Below are 23,275 nucleotides of genomic sequence, written 5' to 3' on the forward strand. Positions count from 1 at the left end.
ATTGGCAGTATTGCCCTGAAGGAATGGACGCCCCGCCGATTCTCGGGTCCGCTAGGAGGACCAAGTCTATCCGCCAGAATACTCAAGCCTGCTGTTATCGGAGCGGGCACACCGGCCGCGCTACCTTGCGCAACGCGCTGCGTTGATCGGCAGTGGAAGAGGAGAGCTACGATGCAGGATCCGCCAAATTGTCTCTTCCGGGATATCCGGGTTGAAGGACCTGCCCGGCCGCCGCTGGTCATGCAAATACGCAACAGCCTGCGTGCTGCAATTGAAAGCGGCGCTCTTCGGCCGGGTGCGAGACTACCGTCCTTGAGAGATCTGGCTGCGCAACTTGGCGTCGCGCGAGGAACAGTCGGGGCCGCATACGACGGGCTGCTCGAGGAGGGCTTAATTACTACGGCCGGCGCGGCCGGGACGTTTGTTTCGGACCGCCCGGCCAGAGCCGCGTCCTCCGCCAGCGTCACGATAGAACTTCCGGCGAACCCGATAGTCGGTGGTTTCGGCCTCCCGATCCTGCCGTTCCAGACCGGTGTACCTGCGCAGGACGCCTTTCCGGCCAAGCTCTGGGCTCGCATCCACGCTCGCGCAGTCCGGGCAGAGGCAAGTGCCCCTCCAAGCTACCCGGACCCTTGTGGGCACCATGAACTTAGACGGCAAGTCGCGACTTACCTCGGAATAGCCCGCGGCATCCGGTGCGTGCCGAACCAGATTATCATCACCAGCGGTTTTCGCGCTGGATTGGCGCTGGCACTTCTTGTTCTGGGCGCGCGCGGTCGAACCGCACTCATAGAAGATCCAGCCTTCCCTTTGATGAGAGTTGGATTGAAAGTGGCGGGCGTAGATGCGGTCGGGGTGCCTGTAGATCAACAAGGCATAGAAATCGGTGCCGCCACGCAGCGCTTTCCTGAGGCTTACCTTGCCGTCGTAACACCTGGCCAGCACGCACCAACAGGTGCCGTCATGTCTAGCAGAAGGCGGACCGATCTGCTGCAGTGGGCCCGCTCGGGCGATCGATGGATCATTGAGGACGACTACCTGAGCGAGCTTCAGCTGATCGGCCGGGTCGCGCCAGCGCTCGCATCAGAAGACGATCAGGGAAAAGTCATCCACATCGGCAGCTTCAGCAAGACCATGAAGCCCTCACTGGGCATCGGTTTCCTTGTCGCTCCCCCGAAGGTCGCCCCGAAGTTTGCAGAGGCTGCTGCCTGCTTTTTACCCTCACCTTCTATCGCCTCGCACATCGCGATGGCGCAATTCATCGCGGACGGCCACTATCTTCGGCATCTCAGGAAGATGAAGCGCCTGTACGGGATGCGGCTGAAGGCCCTGCTCGATGAAGTCAAGGATGAAGCCATAGATCCGGTCGCAGCGGGCCATGCGGTCCTGATACGCTGCGCGCCGGGGACCAGTGATATGGATGTGGCCCGCAGAGCCGCCGCATCCGGCCTGTCGCCGACGCCCTTGTCACCCTGGTTTGCTAATCCTGCAACGGCAGAACACGGCTTGATGCTAGGTGTGACGAATCTCCGGGAATCCTCTGCCAGACAATCCTGGCTCATGCTCAAGCCGCTCCTGAGAAGCTAACAGTCCCGTTTGTCGTGCAGGACATCCCTCTGCTCTTCGGAGATTGGCTTAGCGAAGAGAGTGCAGGTCGTCAGCCCAAGCGCCCCTCGTGTGAAAGCATGTCCCCTCGTCGCAGAATGATCCCCTGCGCCCTCTTGGTACAATAATTTTCCTACATCTTGGCACTATCGCCGCCAACACGGTTCGGTAAAAGCCGATTAGGCCGGAGCCCTGGCCTTCCGCACGCCAGCGGAACAATGCCGTCCACCAAGGATATTTGAATGAAGAGCCTCGCAGCACTTGCTGTAGGAGTAGCGCTGATCATTAGCAGCGCATCAGCCGACGACTCGCACCAGATCAAGACCGGTGGAGCTAACGTTTCACTCAATTCTGCCAGCGGAATTCCGAATCTTCCGGGGAAGTCGCTCAAGACGGTGCTGGTCAAGTATGAGCCCGGAGCTTCCTCACCGCCGCATACCCATGCAAAATCTGCTTTTATCCTTGCCTATGTGCTGGAAGGGGAAGTCACGATCGCCATCAATGGTCAACCCGCCCGCAACTATAGGCGCGGGGAATTCTGGACAGAGAACCCAGGAGACCATCATCAGGTAAGCGCTAACGCCAGCAAGACAAATCCCGCACAGATCCTGGCGATCTTTGTGGTCGATACTGCCGATACGGAGCTCACCATCTTCGCACGATAAATGCAGTCACTGATCACCTCCAAATTTGAAGGAACATCCAAATGAACCCCCGATCGAATATCTTCAAGTCCGCTCCTGACGTCGTGAAGGCTCTTATGGAAGTTGAAAAGACGCTGACAGCTGGCACAATCGAACCTCGCCTCGCGATGCTCATCAAGCTCCGCGCATCGCAGATCAACAGCTGCGCCTTCTGCGTCAACATGCATGTTAAGGAGGCGCTCAAGGCGGATACGAACATGCGGCTGCACATGCTAAGTGCGTGGCGTGAGTCGTCTCTCTTCTCGGAACGTGAGCGGGCAGCTCTGGCCTGGACCGAGGCGCTCACCAAAATTGCGGAAGCAGGTGCGCCCGATTCCGACTACGCAACGCTGCAAAGGCATTTCAGCGACCAGGAGATCAGCTATCTGACCCTTATGGTGGGTACAATCAATCTTTGGAATCGGACCCAGATAGGACTTCGTGCCGACCACCCTGTCGATGAGAGTGATCGTCCTGCACAGAAAGTCGCCTGACTCCCGAGCACTGTCGGCCCGACTATGTCGGGCCGGCCTTTTTAGTGCGAGGAAAGTTCGATGGGAGAGCGCCTGCTTCCAACTATAAGCCGTGCTGCTCTGGTTGCGGCACAACAAAATTACTTTGCGCTTCATACTAGCACCCGGGCTCATTGAGGCGCGGCAAAGCCTGATCGACCCGAGCGGCGCGTCGCCACCCAATGAGATTGTTTGGTCCTGTCGAAAACCCCGCTTTCGAGCCAACGACTGGTTAGACGCTTACGGTCAGAAGCGGACATCGGCCCACTCGACAATCCCTGTAAACCGTCGAAATTGACCCGAATGTATGGACCGGCTGCGTTTCGCAATAGAGATCGTGCGTGGGTTTCGGAAGTCGCTGATATGTATCCGGCCTGTTTGATCGGCTCGCGGGCCGTGGCCTTGATGGGAATACGCACGCATCGTTGGTCTTATTAGTGGACAGGTTGGCAAGCAACCATTTGGGTCACCAGACTCTGGATGCGTTCATTGATCCGTTCCATGCATCTCTCTGTCGCGAACTCGGGGTAGGGTTCAGATTGCGATCACTTCGTGATTTGGTGCGTCGAAGGTCTTCTCGTTGCGCAAGATGCTCCATGATATCCGCGCCAGCTTATTGGCCAGGGCCGTTGCCAGCTTGTTGCGGTGCAGCCGTGGAGCTGCGTTCTGCAGCCATGCTCCGAAGCTGAAGCGATTCCAATTATGCGGGCGCATCAGGATGACGTTTGCAGCCTGGATGAACAGGGTTCTGAGATACTTGCTTCCGCGCTTGGAGATGCGTCCCAGAATAGATCGGCCACCCGTACTGTACTGACGTGGCACGAGCCCAAGCCAAGCCAAAGTCTCGTCCGCGCTCGAATGCCTCACCAGTGCCAATGGCCGCCACGACGGCGGTCGAGATCAGCGGGCCGATGCCGGGGACGCTCATGAGGCGCTGGCAGTTGGCTTCCTTCTCGCCGATCTGGTCGATCTCGCTGGCAAGGGTCTCGATCCGCTCATCGATATGTATCCAGTCTTCGTAGAGACCTACGATCAGATCGCGCATTCGCGGCGATATCTGGTCCTGCCGATTCTCCAGGATTGCCAGAGCGAGTTCCGCAGAGCCGCCGCCCCAGTCCTGACCGCGATGCCTTGCTCGATCAGAAAGGCACGGATCTGATTGATGGTCGCCGTTCGCCGCGAGACCAGGCGGGAGCGAACCCGATGCAGAGCCTGGAGGTCGAGCTGGTCCTGTGTCTTCTCGCGTACCACGCGCAGGTTCGGCCGTAGGGCGGCCTCAGCAATAGCTTCGGCGTCGTTGTAGTCGTTCTTCTGTCCCTTCACGAACGGCTTCACATAGATCGCAGGGATGATCCTTGGCTGATGGCCAAGTTGGCGCAGCGCACGGCTGACAAAGTGCGCGCTGAGACAAGCCTCCATTGCCGACGATGCTGGGCGGCAGTAGTTTGAAGGCTTCAAGGAGCCCCAGTCTCTTGATCTTGCGACGGAAAGCGATCTTGCCGTCAGTGCCTAAACCGACGACGTGGAAGACTTCCTTGCCGATGTCGATGCCGATCGAGGCCAAAGGTTTGGTGGTCATGGGCTGCTTCTCCGGATGCTGCGGGGTAGTCTTTGCAGACTATCGCCGCGGGGGAAGCAGCCGGTCCAGCCCATTAACGGACGTTGTGGTTGCAGTTGTTCAATTAGTCCCGATTGGAAGAGTAACGATTGTTCTGCATCCACCATGCTGACTATCGCGCCGGATTTCGCCCTGCAATTGACGGCCAGGAGGCGCACCAAACGTGAGCCCATGCCTTGGGAGGGCTCGGGAGGGCAGCCTACCCCATCGTCCTCGACGACCAATTCGAGCCCGGAAGGCTGTCGGGACAAACTGATTTTGACCGTGCCTCCTCGATCTTCCGGAAAGGCATATTTGAAAGCATTGGTCGCAAGCTCATTGACGATCAGTCCCACCGAAACCGCATTGGACGAATTGACTTCTACCTTCGTCCGAATTGACCACGACGGCTATCGGGCGCACATCGCGAAGCATGTCGCCGAGCGTGCGGCAGAGATCTTCGAGATGGCCGCTCATCTCTACCGTGCCGCCATCCTTGTCGCCGCGTAGTCGCTCTTGTGCGCGGGCAATGACAGCAACTCGAGCCTGGGCATCAGACTAGGTGAGCCACACCGTACTTTCGCACCCTTGCCGAAGTACCTTTGAGTACGGACATACACGTTCGGTTTCCATGATCAGTTCGCGTGCAATCGTACGGTCGACGTCTGGAAGTGTGACCTCGGTATCAACCTTGAGCAGGAACAGACCATCAGACGGGTCTCTACCGAACGTCACACTGACCCGGATCGAGCAATCCCGTACCGGAATCCTATTCCGCGCCGCGATCAGATTCATCGCACCGTGAAAGCATGCAGCAAGACCAGCGGCAAACAGCTGCTCTGGATTCGTCCCCCCGCCGGTGCCGCCAAGCTCGCTTGGAAGTCGCAAATCAACGCAAAGCGCTCCGTCATCAGACTTCGCTACTCCTGACGCTCTTCCATGGCGTGCTTCACCGCCCGTCAGTCTCACCCAGCCGGTATAGAGCGGCTGAAATGCCTCCCCTGTGTACTTCTCGAGCAGACTGATCGGTGGTGTTTTGACAGAACTCATGACGGGCCCTTTCTAACCATATTGTCGATCACTTCCGTAATCACCAACAGATCCGGCAGGCGGCTGCCTGTGACCATCAAATGGCTCGCTGCTCAGAGCCGTAACGCTGACCAGAGCGACGACGCATCGCCGCTACGAAATTACGATAGTCGCGAGCCATGCTTTCCAAGATCTCTGATTGGAGAGGCACTTATGCGGACGGTTTAAAACACGATGACACTTGAGCCTCTGGTCGCCCTGTTCTCGACGTCTCTGTGAGCCTGAGCCAGTTGATCGAGCTTATAGATTTGACCGATCGGCACTTTGAGGCCGCTTTCCACTTTTGCGAAGAATGCCGCGGCGTACCGCAGGAGATCCTGTCTTTGGTGCGTGTAGTGAATGAACCGCGGACGAGTAAGATAGAGCGAGCCAAGCTGCGCCAGCTTCCCGACTTCGATGGATGGCGGGTCGCCCGAGGCGGAGCCGAAGCTCACCAGCATCCCGCGCATCGACAGGCTCCGGAGCGAGGTCTCGAAACTATCTGCACCTGTCGAATCGAACACCACATCCGCGCCACGCCCGCCAGTAAGCTCGCGAATCTGGTCCGCGACCTTTTCTGATGTGGAAACGACCACATACTTGCAACCATGCGATAACGCGTGAGATGCTTTTTCTTTCGAACCTACGACGCCGATCACTGTCGAACCGATTGTCCTCGCCCATTGACAAAGAATGGTGCCTACGCCGCCAGCGGCTGCATGAACGAGCACCACGTGCCCTCTTCGTACGGGGAAGACATCCTGGAGCAGGAACGCTGCAGTGATACCCTGCTGCAGGGCGGCCGCGGCCAGCTCAGGCTCGATCGTGGCGGGGAGCTTCACCAACCGGTCCGCCGCAACACTTCGCTCCTCAGCGTAGCTGCCTGGAGAAACGCCCGCGTACGCCACGATATCACCGACGGCAAGGTCCAAGCCTTCCGTTCTGATTTCCTTGATGATCCCGCAACCAGAAACACCGAGTCCTGTGGGGAGTGGCAATGGATAGTGCCCCTGCCGGTGACTTATATCGAGATAGTTCACCCCGGCCGCGATGTGGGCAACAAGAGCTTCGCCAGACTTCAGACTGCCGCGGGGCTCGGTCCGCATTTGCATCACCTCCGGTCCGCCGAAGCTGTCGATTTTGATAACCTTTGGCATATTCCGTACTGCTACAATCCTTTGACCGCGCCGCCATCAACCCGAATCATGCTTCCAGTTACGAAGCTCGCGCGTGTCGATGCGAGGAAGCAGACGACATCGGCAAACTCTTCGGGCCTGCCGTAGCGGCCAGCCGGGATTGAGGCCAGCATCGCTTCCGTTATTTCCGCAACTGTCCGGCCTTGCTGCCTGGCATTCGCCTTGTCGAGCTCACCAGTTCGGTCCGTTTGAATGCGTCCAGGCAGCACCATGTTGACCGTCACCTCGTCCTTTGCGACCTCTGTTGCCAGTGTCTTTGCCCACCCGGCCAAGGAAGACCTCAGCATGTTCGAGATCGCGAGATTTGGAATAGGCTGCACGATCGACGTCGATGCTACCAATATTATTCGTCCGAACCGTTGGGCTCGCATTCCTGGCAATGCCAGGCCGACCATTTGAACCAGCGGAAGGACCATCGACTCGAACTGGGCGGTTAACACCGCTCGATCCAGCTCAGCTGCCAGGCTGGCGGGCGGACCGCCTGTGTTGGCAACCAGAATATCGATTCCTCCAAGCAATTCTCTGGCTTCAGCGAATATCTCGTCCGCCGATTTGCCGAGGTCGCCAGCAACCGGAATTGCCCTGCCCTTACCTTTCTCGCTAATCGACTTTGCCAGGGTGGCAAGCTGCTCTTTGCTTCTCGCGGTAACCGCGACATTTGCACCCTCAGCAGCCAGCCCTTCGGCAATAGCACGGCCCAATCCGCGACTTGATGACAGCACAAGCGCGCGCTTTCCCTCTAGTCCAAGTTCCATGTCCGCTTCTCCCGTGAAAAGGCTTTGAGCTGCCGTTACGCCGGTTCAGAGGCAAGATCGCGACCGGTTGCTTCTGCCTCGGCGAGCTGCGCGATGATTTCGGCGCCGCGATTGGCGACAGGCATTCCGCCAAAGAGGTAGGCGAGGCTCACGACCGCATGCATCTCCTCCCACGAGGCGCCGGCCTTGCGGGCGGCGCGCGCATGTAACGAGGCTGCATCGAGCAACCCCATCACCAACATGCCGAAGAGCATGAGCTGAGATGTCTTCACGTCGAAGCAGGCCGGATACATTGCATGCCGGCGAATCTCCTCCTGAAGATCGAGAAGCTTGCAGTCGAGCGCACCCGTGACGTTCAGCCGCGCTGCAATGCGTGGAGGCACGAATCCGATGAGATCTTCGTACCGCTTGCCCCGCTCCTCAAGGCTCAGCCGATCGTCGCGGTATGGTCCGACTTCGCTTCGAACGCGCGAAAAGTCCAGGATGGATTTATTCATTGCATTTTCCTGATGGCTTTTGATGCAGTTAGCTTACGGCGTCACATTGACGCCGCGGTCGGATCGCCCGGACGAACCAGAGGAGCCGGCACGACCAAGCGTTCGACTGCTTCGACCCCGTAAAAGAGAACTACTCCCAGCGCAGTCAGGATTGTCAGTGCGGCGAATACACCGACGGTATCAAGCTGTCCGTTCGCGTAGAGCAAATAGTAGCCCAGCCCCCGCTCTGCCGCGACAAATTCGGCAACCACCGCACCGACCACCGCAAGGCTCATACCGATTTTCAGGCCAGCGAAAATGCTCGGCAGCGCAGTCGGCAGACGCAATTTGAAGAACGTATCGACTGAGCTGGCTCCCATCGAACGGAAAAGCCGCACCGTATCTCGTTCTACAGCGTCCAATCCTACCATGGTGGAAAGCGTGATCGGAAAGAACGCAATCAGGAAGGCAATGAGCACCTTGGCTTCGAGCCCGGTTCCGAACCAGATGATCAGCACGGGCGCAATCGCCACCTTGGGGATCATCTGAGACGAAACAAGGAGCGGATAGACCGTCTGCCGCGCGATGGAGCTGAACGACACCAGCACTGCGATCATCACACCAAGCAGACCGGCGCTGCAGAACCCCAACAGGATTTCCAGAAGCGTTGGAATGGTGAAGCTGGCGTACATCCCTCTCTTATCGATCAAGTTGAACGCAATATCCCGCGGCGACGGCAGGATCAGCTTCGGTATGGCGAGCATATCGACTACCGATTGCCAGAGCACCAGGGACAGGAGAATAGTCGTCAGCGGCCAGAATGCCTGGCGCACCATCGGGACCAGACGGCGCACTACGGGGGCTGAAGCCGACTCTTGGGAAACCTGAAGCGCTGCTTTCATGAGTGGTCCTTCAATACGCCATGTTCCATGAAGAGGTCTCGGACCCGGCCCGTGTACGCCGTAAATTCCGGTAGATCGCGCGAATGGATTGTCCGCGGGCGCGGGATGTTGATGTCGATGACATCGGCAATCCGGCCAGGTCGCGCGGTCATGACCATGACGCGATCACCAATAAACACGGCTTCATCCATGTTGTGGGTTATGAAGACGACTGTTCTCGTATCTGCCTTCACGATGTGCTGGAAATCGAGAGCGAGTTGATCCCGTGTGATTGCATCCAGCGCAGCAAAAGGCTCGTCCATCAGAAGCAGCCTGGGTTCGTGCAGCAGCGCCCGGCAAATCGAGACCCGCTGCCGCATTCCGCCCGAAAGCTCATGAGGGTAGTGACGCTCGAAGCCCTTCAGGCCGACCATTGCAAGCAGATCCAGGGCACGAGCGGTCACCGACCTCCGCGACATCCCGCGGACCTCCGCCTGAAGAAGGACATTATCAAGCGCATTGCGCCACGGGAGCAGGAGATCCTTTTGAAAGACGATACCAGCGTCCTTGTAGGGCTGGAGCAGCGGATCGCCATCGATCATCAGAGTGCCGCTTGACGCCCTCTCCAGACCTGAGACCAGCGAAAGCAAGGTTGATTTGCCACACCCCGAGGGACCGACGATTGTGACGATCTCACCATGTCGAAACTCGGCTGTTGTTGGCCGCAATGCGACCAGCGGCGGCGCTCCACTGACACGGGCCGGATAATGCTTGCTTACCTCGCTCAGTGTTACCAGAGCCGCAGCGTCCCTTGCTTCTGTAGCTGCATGAACCATCGACATTGCTGGGTCCCTCTACGCGAGGAAGTCGTTTGTGAAAAAGTCGCCCACGGGCCGCGCAATCGGCTGCCGGATGGCCTCAATCACCGCCGCGTAGGTGGCTGCCATCTTGACTGGATCGTGCGCACCAAAGCCCACGAGATCCCGGTCGTCTTTCTTGTTCAGGATACGAGCGATATCGAGCTCCTTGAGGGCATTGGCTCGATCAAGCTCGGGGGCACTCTTCACGATTGCTTCTACAGCTGCGGCGGGGTTTGCGAAGGCATCCGTATAGCCTCGCAGCGTCGCCTGAACGAAGGCCCTCGTCAGGTCGGGGTTGGCACGAACGAAGGCACCTGTGCTGATGATGCCGTCGCCGTAAATGTCGACCCCATGATCGCCAAAATTGAACACGCCAACTGTCTTACCTGCCGGAGCCCGGGCGGCCGTGCTGGGAAGCGCCGGCAGATACGTTGACACTGCATCGGCCTGACCTTGCAACATCAAAGCTGCTTTGGCATTTGCAGCCGCACTCTTCCACTCGATGGTACCTGCATCAAAGCCATTGGCCTGGGCCAGGAGCTTGATGAGTGCAGGCGTTGTGGATCCAGGTGAATCCACGATGGAGCGCCCGGCGAGATCCTTCGGTTTTTCGATCCCTCGGCCGTTCAAATAAAACAGCGAAAGCGGGATTCTGCCACAGACGACGGCAACGCTCTTCATCGCCGGCTCCGGCGTTGCGCCCTGCAGTTGAAGCATCTGGACGATATCGGCGTGCGCGAACTCCGCGTTTCCCGCTGAAAGCATCTGGAATGCAAAAGCGTTCCCAAGAACGTGCTTGATCGTCAAGTCGATGCCGGCTTGCGCATAATATCCCCGCTCCCGGGCGAGATAGTAGGGAGCAAAGTCGCCTCGCGGCACGAAAAGAATTGCCAGCGTCAGCTTTGCAGGTTGCGCCGAATTCACACGGCGCGGCACAGCCAGACGGGCCGCGATCAAACCGGCTGACGACAACAGTATACGACGCGAGGGCTTGATCAGCGGCAAGCGACACATGAGGCGCTCCTCCAGTGGGTACACGCACCTTTTAAGTCGACGATATCGGTGCAGTCAACTAAAATCGATTTTCTTAGCATCACCGATATTGACATGGGGAATTGATGAGATCTAATTAGTTGACCAGGCGGGCCTCCTTCTGATCCCGCAACACGGAGGTAGAGATGTCTGCAACTGCCAAACCCGCTGCCTCGTCGGCGCAGCCTTCAGCCTGGATGCGAGGTGAAATCCTGAAGGTCGACCATTTTTCGATCCGTGTTCCGGATATCGAGCGTGCGGCCGCCTGGTATTGCTCGGTGTTGGGGCTGCAGAATGCCGGGCGCGCCAACGGCCGCACATATCTGGCCGCGCCCCTTTCGGGTAAGATCACTGTAGCCTTGTCCCAGGGCGGCACTGGACTGGAGTACGTTAGTCTTCTAGTCAAAGATGACCACGCACTCGCAAATATCCGACGAAAACTCTCCGCGGCCGGAATCTCGCCGAAAGACTCCGGCGGCGATGCCCGGCCCGGCGCGGAGGCAGCTTCGCGTATTCAGCTTCCGATCGGTTCGGACATTGAATTCATGGTTGACCCTGCTGCGGACAAGCCGCGAGGCGGCGCCCGTCAGCCCCAGCTCGGCGCTTTCAACATTGTGGCGAGCCATGTTCAGCTGAGGACGCCTGACGTAGCTGGCCTAGCGGAATTCTTTCAGAAGGTCGGGTTCAGAATGACCGACTTCGCCAAACCGCCTGGCGGGGAAGACCTCTTTGCAGCATTCGTTCGGGCCAACGAATTTCATCATCAGTTTGCATTGTTCTCAGGTCGCGCTGGTCTCCACCACATCGCGCTGGAAATTGACGAGGTGGACTTTCTGAAGATCGGCGATCATTTCGCGCGGCTGGGAGTGACTGCAGAATACGGCCCCGGTCGGCACAAGCCGGCCAAAAGCATTTTCATCTACGTCCGGGATCCATTCGGAAATCGCATTGAAATCACCAGCCCCATGGAAATGGTTGGCCATGAACAGCCGCCTTCACAACTGACCGAGCCGTTCTCATTCCTTGTGAACATGTGGGGACCTCAGCCACCAGATTCCTGGATGAAGGACTGGACTTGAAAGAGGGGCTTGAAAGGATCGACGATGCCATTTGAGACCATTCTGACCAAGTCGCTCGGGCTGAAGGCCCCGATCATTGCAGCGCCCCTGGGGCGCGGTTCTAGTGCGGACTTCCTCGCGTCCGTCTCGCGCGCCGGGGGCTTCGGTTTCGTCGCACTCATGCATATGCCTGAGGACACCGTGGCAAGTGAGTTGAGCGCGATCAGCCGGGCGACGAACGGGCACTTCGGCGTCAACCTGACATTGATCGTTGACCAACGAAAGCGGCTCGACGCCGCTCTGGCCGCGGGCGTGAGACATTTCTCTATGTGGCACGGTGACCTTGCTGAACATATCCCGGCCATCAAAGAGGCCGGCGGCCAGGTGTTCTGGACCATCGGCTCGGTCGAGGATGCCAGACGTGCGCGGCAGCTCGGCGTGGACTGGATCGTTGCACAGGGGCGAGAAGCCGGCGGCCATCTGGTCGGCAGCGCACCGATCATGTCCCTGCTTCCCGCCATCGTGGATGCGGCAGACGGGCTCCCGGTAATCGCTGCTGGAGGGATTGCTGACGGTCGAGGTCTCCTCGCCGCCTTGTCGCTGGGCGCCTGTGGCGTCTGGATGGGAACACGGTTTGTTGCCAGTCGGGAGTCGGCGAACCACCCCGGCTACAAGGACAAGGTCGTCGAGGCGACGGCCGCAGATCTGGTCGAGACAAAATTGTTCGATTCCGGCTGGCAGAATTCACCGCACCGGGTCATTCGTAATTCGACCTACGAAAGCTGGATCAAGTCTGGCCAGCCTGCCAACGGGCGGCGGCCCGGAGAAGCAGACGTCATCTCCCGCTTCCCGAATGGCAAACCATTGCTCCGCTACGATGTTGCAGCCCCCTGGGCGGCAATGGAAGGCGAGTGGGAAGCCGGCCCCCTCTACGCAGGAGCATCTACACAGCTCGTTCACCAGATCCTGCCGGTTGATGATATCCTTGCGGGAATCGTAGACCAGGCGGAGCGGGAATTGGCTCGCGTTTCGCGACTGCACAAAGCCAGCTGACGAGCGGAGTCACAATGAGGAGCCGTGTGGAAGGAGACGAAAGTGCATCGGCGGGCGGCGCCGGCGGGAAAGCACATTCCTCGCGAGCTGCCGCTATCGGTCAGCGGCTCCGGTTGGACATTATCAATGGGAAGTTGCCGCCCGGGAGCAAACTTCATCTCGAGGAATTGCGGGAGGAACTCGGGGTCAGCCTGAGCCCCTTGAGAGAATCTCTGACTCGCCTCGTGGCTGAAGGATTGGTTACGTCCCAGGATCAACGCGGCTTCGCGGTGGCCCCTGTTTCAAAAGAGAATCTCCTCGAAGTGATCGATTTGCGAACCATTCTCGAAACGAAAGCGCTGAGAAGCGCGATCGAGAAGGGAGACGACGGATGGGAAGCTGAGATCATTTCCGCGCATCACGTCTTGAGCAAGCTCGACGACCAACGCTGGATAGAACCATACTTCGAGCAATGGGAGCAGCGCCACAAGGCTTTCCACGATGCGCTCATCCGGGCTTCGAATGCACCGCAGCTCCTGAGCTTCTGTCAAACCCTGTTCGACATGAGCCACCGGTATCGAAAACTGTTCGTACGAAGGAATCCGCCGCGCCGGGATATTGCAGCTGAGCACAAGGAGCTCCTTGCAGCGACCTTGAAGCGTGACGCCGATGCTGCGTGCCGCATCCTGGCTCGTCATATCGAGACCACTGGCAAGAATATCCTGCTGGCTATGAAAGCTGGCAGCCAGGGATACGCACGTTAGTGTACGGCGCCGCATTCGCCGCCTGGCGCTATCGCGCTAATGGTCCGGCGACAGCGACATTCGCCTATCAGCGGCTTTGTAGTTCGAGGGACGTTTGAGTTAACGAGGCCCTGAAGTCAAAGCTTCGATGTAAACAAACGCGATCAGTAAACTCGAGTTTTGTGAAGGCGGCTGACTGCCTGCCGTCCGCGAGTCGTGATCCTATGGGCGATGCTACAAAGGGAAAGAGCCGGAGGAGCCTTGCAAGCGCAATCAGCCTGCAACAGCTTCGATTGGCCGTAGTTGCGTGCGATTGTGGGAGCTTTAGGCGCGCTGCCGACGTGCTTTCAGTCAAACACACGGTGCTGAGTCGCTCCATAGGCCAGCTTGAGCATCTGATAGGCACTTCGTTGTTCGAGCGATCCAGTGGAGGTATCAAGCCTACGCTGGCAGGGCGGACAGTGCTTCGAATCGCTCGGCTCATTCTGGAACAGATCGACACGCTGGCCGAAGCAGCTCACGCCGGCGGCCGCGGCGGCCCTGGGCACTTTACCGTGGGTTTCTGCACGTCCATTTCCACAGGGCATTTGCGGGCGACCCTTAAGGAATTCAAGAGACAGTTTCCACATATCGAGCTCGCGACTGTCGAGCGCTCCCGCATTCGACTGATGACTGCGCTCCGAAACGGGACCGTCGATCTCGTCCTCAGCCCTGGACGATTGTTCTCCAAGGAGACCAAGGCATTGCCGCTCTGGAGTGAGCGTATCCTGATCTCGCTTCCAGAGGACCATGCATTTGCGGGGCGCGAGGTTATCCACTGGACCGATTTGCGGGAGCAAACCATACTCTTAAGCCAATATGACCCTGGACGAGAGCTTGAAGATCTCCTGATGGCGAAGCTACTGCTGCCTGAGGATCGTCCGAAGATCGAGCATCATGACGTGAGCCGTGGCATTATCAAGAGCCTGGTCAGCATGGGACTTGGGCTTAGCCTCGTCATGGAATCCGATATCGGAGCGAGCTTCGCGGGGCTGGTGTACCGGGAATTACAAGACGGACTGGGATCAAGCCGGCTGGATTTCTACGCTCATTGGCGTCATGACAGTGACAACCCCATTCTGCATCGCTTCCTCGACCTGCTGGCCGAGCGCTATCCCTCTCCGCCGCCGCCTCCCCTGGGCGAATGAGCGGCTCGCCGAATCCTCGCAAATCCCCGGTCTGTGGCCATGAATCGCAACAACATGGGGGCGATCAGCCTTTCCGGATCGGTGCGCTGCCCGCTTTCCCGTGCCACGGCCTCTGCATAGGCGACGAGATCCCGATGCACTGACGCCGGGAGCTCTATCGTGACCTTGACCGGTTTGTCGTCCGGCAGGGCTCCAATTTTTAGCTTGGCCATCCCTATCCTCCGTAAGGCGCCAGTATGAGGTCACGATTGACGAGAACGCGCACCGGGAAACCGGGTCGGACCGTCAGAGTTGGTTGGATGTTAAGGCTACGACGAACCACCTGCTGTCCCGTCTGGTTGAGTGAGTCCGAGGCGCCGTGCCGCAACGCCCGTATGATCGCGCTGTCGTTGCTGTTGCTGTCCGAGCCCGCTCCCAGTTCGGTACCGACAGCCAGAAGCGTGGACAATGCTGCAGCCTTGAACAGTTCACCCCAGTGGTTGTCGACCTGATCTTCCAGCCCTGCATAACCTGCGGTGTCAGTGCCAGGCTGCCGCTCGAGGACGATGGAACGTCCATTCGGCATGATCAGCCGGGTCCAGACGAGCAGAACGCGAGACTGGCCAAATGTGACCTGGCTATCGTAGCTCCCGATCAGGCGCGCCCCCTGCGGCACCAGCAAGAACCGACCAGTGGGCGTGTCGTAGATGTTTTCAGTGACCTGAGCGGTGATTTGGCCAGGAAGATCTGATCTGATTCCGGTGATCAAAGCTCCCGGTATGACGGTCCCAGCCTGCAGGATATATGGAGAAGCCGGCCTGGTGATGCGGTCAGGGCTGAGGGTGCGACGATCCACCGAGGCGTTCACGAACGCAAGCTTATGATCCTGGCCGCTCTGCGCAGAGCCATCTTCGCCGCTGCTGGTTGCGGTCAGCGGCCCGGCGCGGTCGCTTCCAACCGCGGAAGCGGTGGCCGGACGCATTTCTCTCCCATTGGTCGAAGCGAACAAATGGCTGATACGGGCTGCCTCAACCTCTTGATCCCGCCGCTGCTGTTCCGGATCTAGGCCGACAGGGGGTGACTGGCCTTGCGCGGCAAGGATAGGTCGACCTAGGTCCCCCGGAAGCGGCGGACCTAGCTGCGGGATCGGCTGGCGCGGAACGCCAGCATAGTCCTTTGGCAACGTCGCAATCCCGTCGGCGACGGTGTGATGATCGGTGCTGTAGAGCTCATCGGCCGCCTGGTTTCGGGGGCGATTGTTCTGTAGAGACCAAAGCACTGCTCCACCGATGACGAGCAATGCGAGACCGCTCCCGCCAGCCAGGACTTTCCGTGACAACCGTGTCACCCGTGGGTGCTCTGCTCTCAAACGGAAGCTCTCGGACGGCTCCGCTTGGGTCTCGGGCTGGACTTCTTGCGCACGATCCTCTCCATTCGTGCTCATGACGACGGTCTCCCGTCGGTCCGGACGATCCTGACCTTCTGCTGATACTCACCGCCGAGCCTGAGTTCGGCGGCAGCAAACAGCCGATCGACGATCAACGTATTGCCGTAAGCGCGATAGTTGACGAGTTCGGTTCTGCCATCAGGACCGATGACGAAGAGTGGAGGCATCTCGCCCTGCACGATGCCTTGCGGGAATTCGATGTAGACCTTGCGGCCATCGTCATATGCGGCGAGCGGCCGCCAGGGAGGGCTGTCTCCTTCGATGGCATAGCGAGAGATGCGCTGCGCCACATCCGGAAGGACGGGTTTCAGAGCAGCAAAATGCGATCGTTCGCGTACCGTTTCAGGATAGTACCAGGCAACGGAAGGCATGTATGGCCGCTCGCGGGAGCGGAGCTCGATCAGATAGGTCCGCCGGTCGGTATTGACGACGAGGTTTGTCTCGATCGATGCGCGGGTTGGCTTGACCAGGATATGGACCCGCCGGGTGTCGCCACTCCCGCTCTCGGTATCGCCAACGACCCAGCGTACGGTATCTCCGGCCGCGATCGGCCCCGATCCCGTCAACTGTTCTCCCTCCTCGAGCGCAATATCCGTGATCTGCCCTGGCGCTGCATAAATCTGATACAGCGCCCCCGGACTGTAGGCGTAGATCTGAGCTGCGTTGAAATATCCGCGCTTTCGCGGTTCGACCCGCGCTGCGATATTTGCGGTCTCAACCCGTCCCACCGGTTCAGCGTCCTCCTTCCCTCCCGGCTTGCCGCCGAGAGCCGGCTTCCAGAGCGGCGGCACGTGAAGCGGCCGCGACCTGATATCGGGAGCCGCTGGAGCCGCTGCCAATGGCGGGACTTCCGCGTCATAGCTGATCTCAGGTGGGATGTAGCTCGCGCAGCCGCCCAGCGCCGACGAACCAAGCAGAAGAACGGTCAACAACGTACGCCTAGTATTTCCGAACTCGGCCTTGGCCAAATGGAGCCTCTTTTGCGCATAGCGATACGTCGATCGAACGCGAGAAAACGTCTTGATCACTGATTGAGCTCCTTCGACCAGTTGATGGCGCGGACGTAGACGCCGAGGGGATTCTTGCGCAGGCGGTCTGCGTCGCGCGGCGTTTCGATCACGATGGTGAGAATGGCAGTCCAGCGTTCGGTCGAGCTCAGCGAACCGCTGTCGTAGGTGCGCTCGGTCCACGCAACCCGAAAGCTTTCAGGCGAGGCGCGAATGACGCTTGAGACATTGACGGAGATTTGCAGCCTTCCCAGCCTGGCAAACGGGTCATTGTTGCGCGCGAAGTTGTTGAGCGCAGCAGCCCCGCGATCGGTCGTAAAATCATAGGCGCGCAGCCAGTTTTGGCGCAGAACGATGCCGTCCGCCGGCAGGCCCCTGACATCTTCGATGAAGCGTGCCAGATGGTAAGCGATCTGGGCATCTGTCGGCTGATAGTCGACGTTGGCTGGTGCAACCCTCTGGGCCTGGCCGAGACGATCGACTTCGACCACCCAGGGTGTGATCGAGCCCTGGCTTGATTGCCACACAAGGCCGCCAGCGAGACCAGCCGACAACATCAGGCCGCCGAATGCCATCAGGCGCCAGTTCCTGGCTTGCACGCGTGCCGATCCAATGCGTTCGTCCCAAACCTGGGCCGCCTTCTGGTAAGGCGTGATTGGTTCGGGCATCCGCCCGTAATGTACGGAAGGTCTTTTGAACATCGACAATTGCCCCTGAGCTCTGGTGATACGTTTGAAGTGATGCCGCGGCCTGGCTAAGTCATTCCCGCACGGCAAGCGAAAGGCGCGCCGCCGGCCATTCAACGCTCTCCTTCCGACAGGTCGACCGAGGATCCGCTACCGCCATGATCGCCCGAGCGGACCGCATGTCCGGCTGCCGACGCACCATGTCGAATGGTTTGGGAACGCTTCATGCGGCGCGCCCAATCGGGCTGCTCTTCAGCCGAATTGTTCGCGGCCTGCCCACCGGCTTGCGGACCTCCGCTGAGTGTGGCTGCTGCGCGGCGCAATGGGCTCATGGCTGCCGAGGCGCCAGCCTCCGCAACGCCAGCAAGGCCGCCGCTTCTATAGGCGGCGGATGCTCCGCTCAAGACGGCGCCTCCACCGCGCGCGGCACCGGCAATCGCGCCGCCAGCAAGTCCAGCACCGCCGGCGGCGAGGCCAGCGCCCACAGCAATAATGCCGCCGGCGGCGATGCCTGTGCCAATCGCGGCACCGGCTCCCAGTTGGGGGCCTCCCGACACCAGGCCGTTTGCGATACCCGGACCGAAGATGCCGAGGCCGAGCAGCGAGAGCGCCGCAAGGACCAGGGTCATTGCGTCTTCGATGGTCGGCTGCGCGCCGCCAAAGCCTGCTGTGAATTGCGAGAACAGGGTCGAGCCTATGCCGACGATGACGGCCAGGACCAGGACCTTGATTCCGGAGGATACGACATTGCCCAGAACGCGCTCTGCTGCGAAGGCGGTCTTGCCGAACAAGCCGAAGGGAATGAGCACAAAGCCGGCAAGCGTCGTCAGCTTGAACTCGACCAAGGTGACGAAGAGTTGGATCGCCAGAATGAAGAAGGCGAGCAACACCACGATCCAGGCGAACAGGAGAACGACAATCTGGACAAAATTCTCGAAGAAGCTGATGTAGCCCATGAGATTGGAGATCGATTCGAGCAATGGCCGGCCGGCATCGAGCCCGACCTGCGCGATCTTTCCAGGCCGCAGGAAGTCCGAGGCAGAGAGGCCTGCAGCTGATCCTTTCAGCCCGAGGCCGGCAAAGCTTTCGAAGACAATGCGCGCCAGGCTGTTCCAATTGCCGATGAGGTAGGCAAAGATGCCGACGAAGAGCGTTTTCTTGACGAGGCGCGCCATGATGTCCTCGTCCGGACCCCAACTCCAGAACAACGCGGCGAGTGTGATGTCGATCGCGGCAAGCGTCGTTGCGAGATATCCGACGTCGCTGCCCAGCAGGCCGAACCCGTTGTCGATATATCGCGTGAACGTTTCCAGGAAGTGGTCGATGATCCCCGTACCGGTCATGGCTTGCCCCCCTCAGGTGTCGCCAGCGGCGAATATCCCGGCGGTATCCGGCTTTGATCCTTCGAGGCGGGCGGCAAGCTGGCGGCTGACTCATCGGGGCTGGGAGCTGCAGCACCGTCTTTCTTGCCAAAGAAGCGGCGCCGGTGTTCGTCCCAAACCCGCTTGCATTGCTGATAGCCTGCCGTGTCCTCCGAAGTGATGCTCCGGCAGCGCGAAAGGTCTGAGCTCGTTGCGCCGCTCGTCTGGTCTGCCTTCGGCGGCGAAGAATCCTCTCTGCCACGAAGCTGTATGGTGCAGGCAGCCACGGCGAATACGCCGATGATTCCAAGCAGTGACGACGCCTTGAGTGCCCCTACATCGCTCATCAGTGGAACATCCGTACGTCACGGGACTGGTAGCCTTGCCCGGGTGTCAGAAACCGCCTGAGCTGCTCGCGCCCCTGATCCTGGGCTGAAGTGCGCTGAGCTGCTTCGAGGCTCTGCGCCCTGCCCTGCGCCGCCACCGCAGCCGTAAGATCGGCGAGTTGTTGCGCCTGGAGCGCCAGGATCTGATTGCCGGCCTGAGTTGCCTGCAGAGCTCCACTGGCACCCTGGCTCGACGTAACGAGCGCCGACGTCTGGATGCGATTGGTATCGAGGTTGCCGACCACGCCGGCCTGGACGCGAAGGGAGTCCTGCAATGCAGCAACGGAGTTCTGCCACCGCGACTGAGCGTTGGTGATCAACACCTGGCTGGACTGGCTGCCGTTGACCGGCGCATAGCTGGTCGAGAACGCGCGATCGATCTGCTGGACGTCATAGGCAACGCGCTGGGCTTGGGCCAGCAATTGCTGGGTCCGCTGGATCGAGGATTGCAATTGCTGCAGCGACGAATACGGCAGGCTTGCCAGGTTCTTCGCCTGATTGATCAACATCTGCGCTTCGTTCTGCAACGAGGTGATCTGATTGCTGATCTGCTGGAGTTCGCGCGCGGCGGTCAGGACGTTCTGAACGTAGTTGTTTGGATCAAAGACGACCAGCGCTCGCGCGGGTGCGGTTACGCCGAGCACAAGCGCGACCGTGCCGGCAGCTACCAATAAGTCACGACGCCTCATTGCGATTTCTCCAGATTGACGAGACCGGGGATCAGGTCTGTGGCCCAGGCGACGCCACGGTGCTGGAGCCAGGCCGGCACGAAGCCGTCAGGTCCATGCTCGGCGAGGAGCTGTGCGATGGCAGCCTGGTCTGTCTTGGAAGACGCTGCGGTGAATGCGAGCGCAACCTCTCCAAGGCCGAGTTCGAACATCCGGTTGCCCCTGCGCGACTGGCAGTAATAGTCGCGCTTCGGGCTTGCCCGGCTCAGCATCTCGATCTGACGATCATTGAGGCCGAAGCGGCGATAGATAGAAGCGATCTGCGGCTCGATCGCCCGTTCGTTCGGCAGCAACAGACGCGTTGGACAGCTTTCGATGATCGCCGGCGCAATCGCAGAGCCGTCGATATCCGAGAGCGACTGGGTCGCGAAGATGACGGAGGCATTCTTCTTGCGCAGCGTCTTCAGCCATTCCCGCAGCTGCCCGGCAAAATCCCCATCATCCAAGGCAAGCCAACCCTCATCGACAATGAGGAGCGTGGGCCGCCCATCGAGCCGATCACCAATGCGATGGAAGAGGTACGCCAGAACGGCGGGCGCAGCGCTCGTTCCGATCAAACCTTCGGTCTCAAACGCCTGGACCGAAGATTCGCCAAGGCGCTCGAACTCGGCGTCAAGCAGCCGCCCGGCGGGTCCGCCCAGGCAAAAGGGTTGCAAGGCGCGTTTCAGCGCGTTCGATTGTAGCAGGACCGACAGGCCGGTCAGGGTGCGCTCAGGTAGCGGCGCAGAGGCAAGTGACGTCAGCGCGGACCACAGATGATCCTTCACCTCCGGTGTGATCTCGACCTTTTCCCGTGCCAGGATCGCGCCGATCCATTCCGTAGCCCATCCGCGCTCGGAAGGATCATCGATCCAGGCCAAGGGTTGCAGAGCGACCGGACTTTCCTCGCCTTCAGACAATGCGCCGCCGAGGTCGTGCCAGTCGCCACCCATGGCGAGCGCGGCCGCGCGGATCGAACCGCCGAAATCGAACGCAAAGATCTGCGCGTTTGGGTAACGCCGGAACTGTAGCGCCATCAGCGCTAGCAGGACTGACTTGCCGGCACCTGTTGGTCCAATCACCAGCGTATGGCCAACGTCGCCAACGTGCAGGGAGAACCGGAACGGGGTCGACCCCTCAGTCTTGCCAAACAGAAGCGGGGGACCATCGAAGTGCAGATCCCTCGCCTCGCCGGCCCAAACAGCCGACATTGGTATCATGTGAGCGAGGTTGAGCGTCGACAAGGGTGGCTGCCGCACATTTGCATAGACCTGCCCTGGCAGGCTGCCGAGCCAGGCTTCGACAGCGTTGACCGTCTCGATCATGCAGGTGAAGTCCCTGCCCTGGATGACCTTCTCGACCAGCCGCAGCTTTTCATCGGCTGCGCCCGGATCGCGGTCCCAGACGGTGATGGTCGCCGTGACAAAGGCCTGTCCGATCTGATCCGAGCCTAGCTCCTGCAACGCCGCGTCGGCGTCGAGTGCCTTGTTGTGGGCGTCGGTATCGAGCAGCGTCGATGCCTCGTTAGTCATGACCTCCTTGAGGATCGCCCCCACGGACTTTCGCTTGGCGAACCATTGCCGCCGAATCCTGGTCAGCAGCTTGGTGGCGTCGGTCTTGTCGAGCAAGATCGCCCGGGTCGTCCAACGATACGCGAATGACAGGCGATTCAGATCGTCGAGGATTCCCGGGCTCGTTGCGCCTGGAAAGCCTACGAGGGTCAGAACGCGAAGATTGGTCGAGCCGAGCATCGGCTCGAGCCCGCCGGTCAGGGGCTGGTCGGCCAACAGCGCATCGATGTACATGGGAATTTCAGGCATGCGAACACGATGCCGCCTGGTCGATACCGTCGAGTGCAGGTAGGTCAGCGTGTCCTGATCATCGAGCCAGGCACATTCCGGCATGAAGCCCTCGAAGAGCTGCAGCACCCGGCTGGTTTGATCGACAAACCCGCGCAGCAGCTCGCGGGCGTCTGCGCCAACAGACCGATCGCGGCCTTCATAGAGCAGGCGCTCTGCCCTGGCGGCTCCCTCTTCCGGCGGCAGATAGAGGAAGGTCAGGTAATAACTGGACTCGTAGTGGGCACCGGCCTCCTCGAACTGGGCTCTGCGCTCGGCATCTACCAGTGCGGAGGCAACGTCCGGAAAAGTGCCCGGCGGATAGGCCCCGGCAAAGTGGCGCTGCGCTTCGACGAATACGGCCCACCCTGATCCCAGGCGGCGCAGTGCGTTGTTCATACGGCCGGCGACCGCCACCAGTTCGGCCGGCACCGCACTGTCGAGATCTGGTCCTCGGAACTTCGCCGTCCGCTGGAAGGAGCCGTCCTTGTTGAGGATGACGCCCCTGTCGACCACGGCTGCCCAAGGCAGAAAGTCAGCGAGCCGCACGTTGGCGCGACGGTATTCGGCAAGATTCATCATGATGGAGAGCTCAGGTATCGAGATGGGTGGGGATGCGCAGATGCCGGCGCACCACATCGACGAAGGCTGGATCGCGCTTGGCGGCCCAGACGGCGGCCATGTGTCCGATGAACCAGAGGACGAGACCCGCGATCCACAGGCGCAGTCCAAGCCCAAGGGCTGCCGCCAACGTGCCGTTGACGATCGCGACCGACCGTGGTGCCCCACCCATCAGGATCGGCTCGGTGAGCGCGCGGTGAACGGGCACGACAAAGCCTTCGACTGGCTCATGCATCAGATCACCACACCGCCGCCGAAGGAGAAGAACGAAAGGAAGAAGCTTGAGGCGGCGAACGCGATCGACAGACCGAACACGATCTGGATCAGCCTACGAAAGCCACCTGATGAATCTCCAAACGCGAGCGTGAGCCCGGTCACGATGATGATGATGACGGCGATGATCTTGGCGACCGGACCTTCAACCGACTGCAAGATCTGGTTGAGCGGCTGCTCCCACGGCATGTTCGAGCCAGCCGCCCATGCCGGCGCTGCTGCCGAAAGCACAGTGCCGAAGACGGCCAAGGAGGCGTCTCTAAGAAAGCGAAATCGCTGACGCAT

The 23,275-nt window shown here is 59.9% G+C and carries 28 protein-coding genes and 1 pseudogene; 8 read left to right on the plus strand and 21 right to left on the minus strand.

Going from position 1 to position 23,275, the window contains the following annotated elements; genetic code table 11:
• Positions 1-171 precede the first annotated feature (171 nt).
• The 3 genes from ML401_RS25015 to ML401_RS25025 all read left to right on the plus strand — a co-directional run bounded on the left by ML401_RS25015 (position 172) and on the right by ML401_RS25025 (position 2,782).
• Positions 172-1,587: a PLP-dependent aminotransferase family protein gene (locus tag ML401_RS25015; RefSeq protein ID WP_285807291.1), complete on the plus strand. Its 1,416-nt coding sequence runs from the start codon at positions 172-174 to the stop codon at positions 1,585-1,587.
• Positions 1,588-1,847: 260 nt separating this feature from the next.
• Positions 1,848-2,270, plus strand: coding sequence for a cupin domain-containing protein (locus ML401_RS25020; RefSeq protein WP_285807292.1), 423 nt, complete (start codon positions 1,848-1,850; stop codon positions 2,268-2,270).
• A 41-nt stretch (positions 2,271-2,311) separates the two neighbouring features.
• Complete coding sequence (locus ML401_RS25025; protein WP_285807293.1) at positions 2,312-2,782, plus strand: carboxymuconolactone decarboxylase family protein; 471 nt, start codon at positions 2,312-2,314, stop codon at positions 2,780-2,782.
• A 552-nt stretch (positions 2,783-3,334) separates the two neighbouring features.
• On the opposite strand, the pseudogene ML401_RS25030 reads toward ML401_RS25025, so the two are convergent.
• The 4 genes and pseudogenes from ML401_RS25030 to ML401_RS25045 all read right to left on the minus strand — a co-directional run bounded on the left by ML401_RS25030 (position 3,335) and on the right by ML401_RS25045 (position 4,753).
• Positions 3,335-3,845, minus strand: a pseudogene (locus tag ML401_RS25030) (transposase).
• Positions 3,833-4,180, minus strand: a complete 348-nt coding sequence (locus ML401_RS25035; protein ID WP_376717384.1) for a transposase — start codon at positions 4,178-4,180, stop codon at positions 3,833-3,835. Before ML401_RS25035 ends, ML401_RS25030 begins: the two are co-directional and overlap by 13 nt.
• Positions 4,077-4,379: a hypothetical protein gene (locus ML401_RS25040; RefSeq protein ID WP_376717409.1), complete on the minus strand. Its 303-nt coding sequence runs from the start codon at positions 4,377-4,379 to the stop codon at positions 4,077-4,079. The genes ML401_RS25035 and ML401_RS25040 overlap by 104 nt, the downstream gene beginning before the upstream one ends.
• Positions 4,376-4,753 carry an ATP-binding protein gene (locus tag ML401_RS25045; RefSeq protein ID WP_376717304.1) on the minus strand — a complete coding sequence of 126 codons (378 nt, stop codon included), beginning with the start codon at positions 4,751-4,753 and terminating at the stop codon, positions 4,376-4,378. Before ML401_RS25045 ends, ML401_RS25040 begins: the two co-directional genes overlap by 4 nt.
• A 10-nt stretch (positions 4,754-4,763) precedes the next feature.
• On the opposite strand from ML401_RS25045, the gene ML401_RS25050 reads away from it, so the two are divergent.
• The gene (locus ML401_RS25050; RefSeq protein WP_376717305.1) at positions 4,764-4,907 is read left to right on the plus strand and encodes a hypothetical protein; all 144 of its coding nucleotides are present in this window, start codon (positions 4,764-4,766) and stop codon (positions 4,905-4,907) included.
• Positions 4,908-4,955: 48 nt separating this feature from the next.
• On the opposite strand, the gene ML401_RS25055 is transcribed toward ML401_RS25050, so the two are convergent.
• The 7 genes from ML401_RS25055 to ML401_RS25085 form a co-directional block, all read right to left on the minus strand.
• Positions 4,956-5,447: an Ohr family peroxiredoxin gene (locus tag ML401_RS25055; protein WP_285807295.1), complete on the minus strand. Its 492-nt coding sequence runs from the start codon at positions 5,445-5,447 to the stop codon at positions 4,956-4,958.
• A 203-nt stretch (positions 5,448-5,650) separates the two neighbouring features.
• A complete protein-coding gene (locus tag ML401_RS25060) occupies positions 5,651-6,622 on the minus strand; it encodes a quinone oxidoreductase (protein ID WP_285807296.1) in 972 nt (323 codons plus the stop codon).
• A gap of 11 nt (positions 6,623-6,633) precedes the next feature.
• Positions 6,634-7,416, minus strand: a complete 783-nt coding sequence (locus ML401_RS25065) for an SDR family oxidoreductase (RefSeq protein WP_285807297.1) — start codon at positions 7,414-7,416, stop codon at positions 6,634-6,636.
• Between the two features lie 35 nt (positions 7,417-7,451).
• Positions 7,452-7,913, minus strand: coding sequence for a carboxymuconolactone decarboxylase family protein (locus ML401_RS25070; protein ID WP_285807298.1), 462 nt, complete (start codon positions 7,911-7,913; stop codon positions 7,452-7,454).
• Between the two features lie 41 nt (positions 7,914-7,954).
• Positions 7,955-8,794, minus strand: a complete 840-nt coding sequence (locus ML401_RS25075) for an ABC transporter permease (RefSeq protein WP_285807299.1) — start codon at positions 8,792-8,794, stop codon at positions 7,955-7,957.
• On the minus strand, positions 8,791-9,615 hold the full coding sequence (locus ML401_RS25080) for an ABC transporter ATP-binding protein (RefSeq protein WP_285807300.1): 825 nt from the start codon (positions 9,613-9,615) through the stop codon (positions 8,791-8,793). Before ML401_RS25080 ends, ML401_RS25075 begins: the two co-directional genes overlap by 4 nt.
• Before the next feature lie 12 nt (positions 9,616-9,627).
• Positions 9,628-10,647, minus strand: coding sequence for an ABC transporter substrate-binding protein (locus ML401_RS25085; RefSeq protein WP_285807301.1), 1,020 nt, complete (start codon positions 10,645-10,647; stop codon positions 9,628-9,630).
• 164 nt (positions 10,648-10,811) lie between these two features.
• On the opposite strand from ML401_RS25085, the gene ML401_RS25090 reads away from it, so the two are divergent.
• The 4 genes from ML401_RS25090 to ML401_RS25105 all read left to right on the plus strand — a co-directional run bounded on the left by ML401_RS25090 (position 10,812) and on the right by ML401_RS25105 (position 14,685).
• Positions 10,812-11,744 (plus strand): VOC family protein, encoded by a 933-nt coding sequence (locus tag ML401_RS25090; protein ID WP_285807302.1) that lies wholly within the window; start codon positions 10,812-10,814, stop codon positions 11,742-11,744.
• A 24-nt stretch (positions 11,745-11,768) separates the two neighbouring features.
• A complete protein-coding gene (locus tag ML401_RS25095; RefSeq protein ID WP_285807303.1) occupies positions 11,769-12,776 on the plus strand; it encodes a nitronate monooxygenase family protein in 1,008 nt (335 codons plus the stop codon).
• A gap of 14 nt (positions 12,777-12,790) precedes the next feature.
• Positions 12,791-13,519, plus strand: a complete 729-nt coding sequence (locus ML401_RS25100; RefSeq protein ID WP_285807304.1) for a GntR family transcriptional regulator — start codon at positions 12,791-12,793, stop codon at positions 13,517-13,519.
• A gap of 203 nt (positions 13,520-13,722) precedes the next feature.
• Positions 13,723-14,685 (plus strand): LysR family transcriptional regulator, encoded by a 963-nt coding sequence (locus ML401_RS25105; RefSeq protein WP_285807305.1) that lies wholly within the window; start codon positions 13,723-13,725, stop codon positions 14,683-14,685.
• Here ML401_RS25105 and ML401_RS25110 read toward each other — a convergent pair.
• The 10 genes from ML401_RS25110 to ML401_RS25155 all read right to left on the minus strand — a co-directional run bounded on the left by ML401_RS25110 (position 14,649) and on the right by ML401_RS25155 (position 23,275).
• Positions 14,649-14,897, minus strand: coding sequence for a DUF2274 domain-containing protein (locus ML401_RS25110; protein WP_285807306.1), 249 nt, complete (start codon positions 14,895-14,897; stop codon positions 14,649-14,651). The genes ML401_RS25105 and ML401_RS25110 overlap by 37 nt on opposite strands.
• A 2-nt stretch (positions 14,898-14,899) precedes the next feature.
• Positions 14,900-16,108, minus strand: coding sequence for a TrbI/VirB10 family protein (locus ML401_RS25115; RefSeq protein ID WP_285807307.1), 1,209 nt, complete (start codon positions 16,106-16,108; stop codon positions 14,900-14,902).
• On the minus strand, positions 16,105-17,079 hold the full coding sequence (gene trbG, locus ML401_RS25120) for a P-type conjugative transfer protein TrbG (RefSeq protein WP_285812736.1): 975 nt from the start codon (positions 17,077-17,079) through the stop codon (positions 16,105-16,107). Before trbG ends, ML401_RS25115 begins: the two co-directional genes overlap by 4 nt.
• Before the next feature lie 56 nt (positions 17,080-17,135).
• On the minus strand, positions 17,136-17,819 hold the full coding sequence (trbF, locus tag ML401_RS25125) for a conjugal transfer protein TrbF (protein ID WP_285812737.1): 684 nt from the start codon (positions 17,817-17,819) through the stop codon (positions 17,136-17,138).
• A gap of 98 nt (positions 17,820-17,917) precedes the next feature.
• Positions 17,918-19,147, minus strand: coding sequence for a P-type conjugative transfer protein TrbL (gene trbL, locus ML401_RS25130; RefSeq protein ID WP_285807308.1), 1,230 nt, complete (start codon positions 19,145-19,147; stop codon positions 17,918-17,920).
• Positions 19,144-19,512, minus strand: coding sequence for a putative entry exclusion protein TrbK-alt (gene trbK-alt / locus ML401_RS25135; RefSeq protein WP_285807309.1), 369 nt, complete (start codon positions 19,510-19,512; stop codon positions 19,144-19,146). Before trbK-alt ends, trbL begins: the two co-directional genes overlap by 4 nt.
• Positions 19,512-20,240 carry a P-type conjugative transfer protein TrbJ gene (trbJ, locus tag ML401_RS25140; RefSeq protein WP_285807310.1) on the minus strand — a complete coding sequence of 243 codons (729 nt, stop codon included), beginning with the start codon at positions 20,238-20,240 and terminating at the stop codon, positions 19,512-19,514. The genes trbK-alt and trbJ overlap by 1 nt, the downstream gene beginning before the upstream one ends.
• The gene (trbE, locus tag ML401_RS25145; RefSeq protein ID WP_285807311.1) at positions 20,237-22,678 is read right to left on the minus strand and encodes a conjugal transfer protein TrbE; all 2,442 of its coding nucleotides are present in this window, start codon (positions 22,676-22,678) and stop codon (positions 20,237-20,239) included. Before trbE ends, trbJ begins: the two co-directional genes overlap by 4 nt.
• 10 nt (positions 22,679-22,688) lie before the next feature.
• Positions 22,689-22,952 (minus strand): VirB3 family type IV secretion system protein, encoded by a 264-nt coding sequence (locus ML401_RS25150; protein WP_285807312.1) that lies wholly within the window; start codon positions 22,950-22,952, stop codon positions 22,689-22,691.
• On the minus strand, positions 22,952-23,275 hold the full coding sequence (locus ML401_RS25155) for a TrbC/VirB2 family protein (RefSeq protein WP_285807313.1): 324 nt from the start codon (positions 23,273-23,275) through the stop codon (positions 22,952-22,954). The genes ML401_RS25150 and ML401_RS25155 overlap by 1 nt, the downstream gene beginning before the upstream one ends.

It is taken from the genome of Bradyrhizobium sp. 62B, from assembly GCF_030272265.2.
In the GTDB taxonomy this organism is placed as follows: domain Bacteria; phylum Pseudomonadota; class Alphaproteobacteria; order Rhizobiales; family Xanthobacteraceae; genus Bradyrhizobium.